The sequence below is a fragment of the Xanthomonas sp. SHU 199 genome (assembly GCF_000364665.1).
GTDB classification, from domain to species: domain Bacteria; phylum Pseudomonadota; class Gammaproteobacteria; order Xanthomonadales; family Xanthomonadaceae; genus Xanthomonas_A; species Xanthomonas_A sontii.
The window spans coordinates 1-5,975 of the sequence record NZ_AQOI01000212.1; the positions used below are offsets into that span (position 1 = coordinate 1).

Here is a 5,975-nt window from a genome sequence, read left to right on the forward strand (position 1 = left end):
AGTGATGCCGTCGCCGGTGTCGTGTACCGGTGTACACAGGATGCAGTGACGCGCTGCCGATGCAGTTGCGCTCCCAGCATCAAGATTGTCCCAGCGATGACTGACGCACCGCGACGCGTCTCGCGGCTCAGGCCGCCAGCAACGCCTGCTTGGCGTCCTGCCCGCTCTCGCAATGCACGTACAGCACCGGCAGGCCGTGGGCCTCGAGCACCGCGGCCAGTTGCCGCTGGCGCGCCAGGTACTGCTCGTAGACCCGCTGCAGGCGCTCGCAGTCCTGGCGGTCGTAGGCGTAGTGCGCGCACCAACTGGCCGGGTCGAACAGCGCCATGCGCACCTCGCCTTCGCGGTAGCGCAGCAGCGGCTCGGGCGGGGCCTGCAGCCATTCTTCCTGGTCCGGCGCCAGCAGCGCGGTCTCGATCAGCGGCCACAGCGGTGCCAGACCCTGGTTGTCGTACTGCATGGACATCATCGCCGCCAGGTCGTGGCCGGTCAGGTAGCGGGCGTGCTCGATCTCCGCGCCAAAGCCCTTCTGCGCGAGCAGCGCGGTATCGGCCTGCGCCATGCCCTGCGCCAGCAACACGTCCTCCAGTGCCTCGGCCACGGACTGCACGGTGTCGGCCGGGCCGCTGAGCAGGAACGGCACCACCCGCAATGCGCCGCCGCGCAGGCCGGCATCGGCCTGGAACGGCAGCGGCACGCTGCCGTCGGCATCGGTGCCGAAGGCCAGCAACCGCGGGCCTTCGGCGCGGCCGGGCGCGCGGGCGGCGAGTTCCTCCAGGCGCCGGTGCAGCGGCCAGCCCGGACGCAACGCTTCGGCCGGGTCGAAATGCGCGCCGGCCAGGCTCAGTTCCAGTTCGCGCACCGCCGGCACCAGTTGCGCCAGGTCGCGGCCGACCTTCTCGGCCAGTTCGGCGGCCTGCGCATGCGGCAGCGCCGGGTGCGCCGGTTCGCGCCCGGAGGACAATTCCAGGGCGATCACCCCGTGGGCGTGGCGAGTGGCGAAGGCTTGGGTCATGGGATTGGCGGTTGGCCCGTCGCGGGCGCATAGCTACACTCGCTTCATTATGCCTGCGCTACCGTGCAGGCCATGTCCCCGACTTCCCTCGCGCGAGGTAATCCCATGCCAGCAGCCCGTCCCGTCGCCATTCTCGGCGGCGTCCGCATTCCGTTTTGCCGGCAGAACACGGCGTATGCGGATGTCGGGAACCTCGGCATGTCGGTGCGCACGCTGGGCGCGCTGGTCGAGCGTTACGGGCTGCACGGGCAGCAGTTGGGCGAAGTGGCGATGGGCGCGGTGATCAAGCATTCCAGCGACTGGAACCTGGGCCGCGAGGCCGCGCTGTCCTCCGGGCTGTCGCCGCTGACTCCGGGCATCACCCTGCAGCGCGCCTGCGGCACCAGCCTGGACAGCATCATCACCGTCGCCAACAAGATCGCGCTGGGGCAGATCGAGTCGGGCATCGGCGGCGGTTCGGACACCACCTCCGAGGTGCCGATCGTCTACGGCAAGAAGCTGCGCGCGCGGCTGCTGGCGGCCAACCGTGCCAAGAGCACCGGCGACAAGCTGCGCGCGCTGACCCGCGGCTTCAAGTTCGCCGAGCTCAAGCCCGAGTTCCCGGGCGTGGCCGAGCCGCGCACCGGCAAGAGCATGGGCGACCACTGCGAGGACATGGCCAAGCAATGGAACATCTCGCGCGATTCGCAGGACGCCTGGGCGGTGTCCTCGCACCACAAGCTGGCCGCCGCCTACGAGCGCGGCTTCTTCGCCGACCTGATCGCGCCGTTCCGCGGCGTGGAGCGCGACAACATCCTGCGCGCGGACACCTCGCTGGAGAAGCTGGCCACGCTGAAGCCGGCCTTCGACAAGGTCAGCGGCCGCGGCACTCTGACCGCGGCCAACTCGACCCCGCTGACCGACGGCGCCGCCGCGGTGCTGCTGGCCTCGGAAGAATGGGCGCAGGCGCATGGCCACGTGCCGATGGCCTATCTGCGCGATGCGCAGGTGTCGGCGGTGGATTTCGTGCACGGCGAAGGCCTGCTGATGGCGCCGACCGTGGCCGTGCCGGAGATGCTCAAGCGCCATGGCCTGCGCCTGCAGGACTTCGACATCTACGAGATCCACGAGGCCTTCGCCGCGCAGGTGCTGTGCACCCTGCGTGCCTGGGAGAGCGAGGACTACTGTCGCACCCGGCTGGGCCTGGACGCGCCGCTGGGGCAGATCGATCCGGCCAAGATCAACCCGGTGGGCTCGTCGCTGGCCACCGGCCATCCGTTCGCCGCGACCGGCGCGCGCATCGTCGCCACCGTCGCCAAGCAACTGGTCGAACGCGGCGGTGGCCGCGCGCTGATCTCCATCTGCACCGCCGGCGGCATGGGCGTGGTGGCGATCGTCGAACGCTGAGCGTCACCGCGCGCTGGCACTCGTGCCGGCGTGCGCCGCGCCACGGCCTTCGGCCCTGCGGCGCCGCCCCGGCGCTGACCGCGCCGCATCCGTCGCGCTACCATGCCCGCCGATTCGCCTGCGTCACGCGGGCGACACGGCGCGCAGGGGGGCGCAGGCCATGACCGAGCAGGGCAGTTTCAATCCATACCAGGCGCCCAGCGTCGCCAGTCCGTCCAGCCTGCCGCCGCCGTTGCCGGGCGAGACGTTGTGGCGCGATGGCACGGATTTGCTGTGCCTGCGCGATGCGCCGTTCCCGCCGCACTGCGTGAAGTGCGGGGCGGCGCTGGGCAACGACGAACTCAAGAAGCGCACCTTCTACTGGCACGCGCCGGGCTGGTACGCGCTGATCCTGGTGAGCATCCTGGTCTATGCGATCGCGGCGCTGGTCGCGCGCAAGCGCAGCAGCCATGTGCTCGGGATGTGCGCGGCGCATCGGCGTCGGCGCAACCGGTACATCCTGTTGATCGCCGGTGCCTTCCTGGTTGGCCCGCTGCTGGGAGTCGCCGTCGGCGGTGAGAGTGGGTTCTGGCTGGGAGGCGCCGTGTTCCTGGTCATGCTGATCTGGGGCATGTTCGGCGCGCGCATTCTGGTGCCGCGGCGCATGGACGAGCGCTACGCGCGCTACAAGGGCCTGGCGCCCGCGTTCCTGGCGCGCCTGCCGGCGCTGCCGCCGGCCTTGCGGCGCTGAGCGGACGGACGCGGCCGGCCTACCTTCGGATGCGATGACCGGCGCGCCGCCGGCCTGGGCACACGACGCGGCCCAGGCCTTCTGCCGTGCTCCTCTTCGCTGATCGGCGCAGGAGCGATGCGCGTGCGCTGCCGCGTCCGGAAGCGGCCATGACGCGCTTTCGCCGCGGATCAGCCTGCTCAGCCTGGTCTTGCAGGCTCGGCCATCTCTGACAACACCGGGACGGACTCAACCCTCCAGCCGCGGGAACCCATGGTCGTCGCGGCGTTCCGTGCTGTCCGGCGCCGGCGCGATCGGGGTCACCGGCGCGACCGGCTCGGGCAGCGGCTGCGCGATGTCGCCGCGCTGCACGCGCAGCGCATTGGCGTAGCAGCGCTGCGCCGCGAGCATGTCGCCGGCGTCGGCATAGCCGTCGCCGAACACTTCCCACGCCTCGGCACCGGCACCCAGCGCCAGCGCGCGGTGCAGGAATTCCTCGGCCTGCGGCCACTGCTGCTGGCGGCTGGCCAGACGCGCCAGGGTCAGCAGCAGCGCCGGGCTGTCCGGATGCGCCTGCAGCCAGCGCTGCGCGCTGGCGCGGCGCGAATCGTACTTCTCCACCGGCAGGCGCCCGTACAGCGCGGCCAGGCCTTCGTCCCAGCGCGTGTCCAGCGCCTGCTCCAGGCTGCGCAGCGCCGCATCGTCCCAGCGCAGGGCGGCCGCGCGCACCGCGTAGGCGGCGACCACCGCCGGCTCGCTGCGCAGCGACTTGGGCAGGCTCTCCCAGCGCTCGGCCAGGGCATTGGCATCGGCGGCCTGGTCCAGCGAGGCCGCGGCCAGGCGCGTTTCCAGCGTGGCGATCGCCTCCAGCGGCAGCGCCTGCTGCTGGCGGATCGCGCCGAGCTGGCCGTAGGCCTCGCCGGCACGACCGATGCGGGTCAGTGCCTCGGTGCGCAGCAACAGCCCGCGCGGCGGCAGCGGCTGCGCCGCGGCCACGTCCAGCGCATTGATCGCATCGACCGGGCGCTGCTGCTCCAGATGCAGTTCGGCCAGCAGCAATGCATGCGCGGCGGGATCGCGTTCGGCCAGGCGCCGCAGGTGGCGCTCGGTGGCCTCGCGGTCGCCGCGCGCATCGGCCGCGCGTACCGCGGCGATCAGGGCGATGGCGCTGACCTCGGGGTCTTCGGCGGCGGCGTTGAGCTGCTTCTCGGCCCGTGTCCACTGGCCGGCGTGGGCGGCGGCCAGGCCGTCGAGCAGGCGCGCGCGCGACTGCTTGCGGCGGCGCCGGCCCCAGGCGCGGAACGGGAAGCTGAGCACGTTCCACACCAGCCACAGCGCCAGGAACGCGATCACCAGCAGCAGCGAGGCCTGCGGCAGCGAGGCGATGTAGTCGGTGCCGCCGACGCGCACGATCACCTCGCCGAGCTGGCGCACCTGGTCCTGCCCCAGCCATTGCGCACCTATCACGCCCAGCGCGATGACGATCAACAGCACGATCAGGGAACGAAGGGATTTCATGACGGGCTCCTTGCGTCGCGCATCGCGCGCAACTGTTGCAGGGTGGTTCCGAGTTCGGGAATGGTCGGGCGCAGATCGGCATTGGCCAGGGTGCGCAGCGCGGCGCGGCGTTCGCGCAGCTGCGGCGACTCCGGCCACAGCCGCGACAGCCAGCGCCCGGCGCCGGCCAGGGCGCTGCGATAGCCACGCGTGTCGCCGCGTTCCAGCGCCGCGCGCGCCAGGGTCAGGTCGAGCTGCAGCGCGTCGTGGGCGGCCACGCGCTCCGAGCCGGCGGCCAGCACGCCGCCCTGCGAGGGGCGGATCTTCACCAGCGGCGCCAGCAGGCGCTGCCACAGCGGCTGCTGCGCGCTCTCCGGCAGTTGCGTCGGCAATTTGTCCAGGCTGGCGGCGAAGGCATCCAGTTGCGCCGCCAGGCGTGCCTGCGGCCCGTCGCCCAGCGCGTCCAGCGCGGTACGTTCCTGCAACAGCGCCTGGCGCAGGTTGAGGAATTGCGGATCGTCGATGCCGTCCAGCACACCGCTGGCCAGTGCGTAGGCACGCCGCGCGCCGGCCGCATCGCCGGCCAGCAGCAGCCGCTGCTGGCCCTGGTTGAGCAGCAGTTCGACCTCGTCCAGGCGCAGCGCCTGCGCGCCGTGACGGTTGGAATCGGCGAGCTTGGCGACATTGGCCTCCAGCAGCGCGCTGCGCTGGCTCAGGCCGAGCATTTCGTCGCGCAGCACGCGGTTGGTGCTGGCCGCGTCCTGCAGCCGCTGCGCGGTGGCGCGCTGGTCGCGGCGCAGGCTGTCCTGGGCCTGCTGCAAGGCCTGCAGTTGCTGCTGCAGGTCCGACTGCTGGGCCAGTTCGCGCGCGCTGCGCGCCTGCCACCAGTCCCAGCCACGCCAGCCGGCGAACGCCAGCGCGGCCAGCGTGGCGAGCACCAGCAGCAACCAGATCCAGCGTGTGGAACGGCGAGGCGTGATCGGGATTTCGTCGGTCATCGGCAGCGTCCTGGGGGCCGTCGCCCGTCGCGAGCAAGGCGGCGGTCGGCGCGGCACCGCCGGAGCATGGCGTGAGCGGCACTGCGGCCGCAACCCGGGCGGCGGTCCGCGTTCAGCGAGGTGGCGAGCGCGTTACGATCGCGGCCGCTGCGGCGACCAACTGCTGCGGCATCGGTCCGGCTGACTGGGCGACGTCGACGAACCCCAGGTCCGCGGCCAGGGTCGCCAGGCGCGCGCTGGCCGCGACCACCGGCCGTGCACGCCAGGCCCGGGCCAACTCCTCCGGCAACTGCGCCAGCAGCTGTTGCAGGGCCTCGCCGCTGCTCAGCGCCAGCACGCCGGGCGGCGCCGCACGCAGGCGGGCCAGGTC

General features: G+C 72.3%; 5 protein-coding genes and 1 pseudogene. 2 read left to right on the plus strand and 4 right to left on the minus strand.

Translation table 11 applies throughout. From position 1 onward, the window contains the following. Window positions 1-127: 127 nt before the first annotated feature. Window positions 128-1,015 (minus strand): hypothetical protein, encoded by an 888-nt coding sequence (locus tag D183_RS0108600; protein ID WP_017908647.1) that lies wholly within the window; start codon window positions 1,013-1,015, stop codon window positions 128-130. 105 nt (window positions 1,016-1,120) lie between these two features. On the opposite strand from D183_RS0108600, the gene D183_RS0108605 reads away from it, so the two are divergent. After that, window positions 1,121-2,401, plus strand: coding sequence for an acetyl-CoA C-acetyltransferase (locus D183_RS0108605; RefSeq protein WP_026143786.1), 1,281 nt, complete (start codon window positions 1,121-1,123; stop codon window positions 2,399-2,401). Between the two features lie 160 nt (window positions 2,402-2,561). After that, window positions 2,562-3,131 (plus strand): hypothetical protein, encoded by a 570-nt coding sequence (locus D183_RS0108610; RefSeq protein ID WP_017908648.1) that lies wholly within the window; start codon window positions 2,562-2,564, stop codon window positions 3,129-3,131. A 228-nt stretch (window positions 3,132-3,359) separates the two neighbouring features. On the opposite strand, the gene D183_RS0108615 is transcribed toward D183_RS0108610, so the two are convergent. The 3 genes and pseudogenes from D183_RS0108615 to D183_RS24320 form a co-directional block, all read right to left on the minus strand. Then, a complete protein-coding gene (locus D183_RS0108615; protein ID WP_017908649.1) occupies window positions 3,360-4,628 on the minus strand; it encodes a heme biosynthesis HemY N-terminal domain-containing protein in 1,269 nt (422 codons plus the stop codon). Next, window positions 4,625-5,605 (minus strand): uroporphyrinogen-III C-methyltransferase, encoded by a 981-nt coding sequence (locus D183_RS0108620; protein WP_017908650.1) that lies wholly within the window; start codon window positions 5,603-5,605, stop codon window positions 4,625-4,627. The genes D183_RS0108615 and D183_RS0108620 overlap by 4 nt, the downstream gene beginning before the upstream one ends. Window positions 5,606-5,717: 112 nt before the next feature. Further along, window positions 5,718-5,975, minus strand: a pseudogene (locus D183_RS24320) (uroporphyrinogen-III synthase); the annotation flags it as partial.

Excerpts from the sequence above, each read along its gene's own strand:
- D183_RS0108600 (WP_017908647.1), bottom strand. The coding sequence starts at position 1,015 with ATGACCCAAGCCTTCGCCACTCGCCACGCCCACGGGGTGATCGCCCTG.
- D183_RS0108605 (WP_026143786.1), top strand. The coding sequence starts at position 1,121 with ATGCCAGCAGCCCGTCCCGTCGCCATTCTCGGCGGCGTCCGCATTCCG.
- D183_RS0108610 (WP_017908648.1), top strand. The coding sequence starts at position 2,562 with ATGACCGAGCAGGGCAGTTTCAATCCATACCAGGCGCCCAGCGTCGCC.
- D183_RS0108615 (WP_017908649.1), bottom strand. The coding sequence starts at position 4,628 with ATGAAATCCCTTCGTTCCCTGATCGTGCTGTTGATCGTCATCGCGCTG.
- D183_RS0108620 (WP_017908650.1), bottom strand. The coding sequence starts at position 5,605 with ATGACCGACGAAATCCCGATCACGCCTCGCCGTTCCACACGCTGGATC.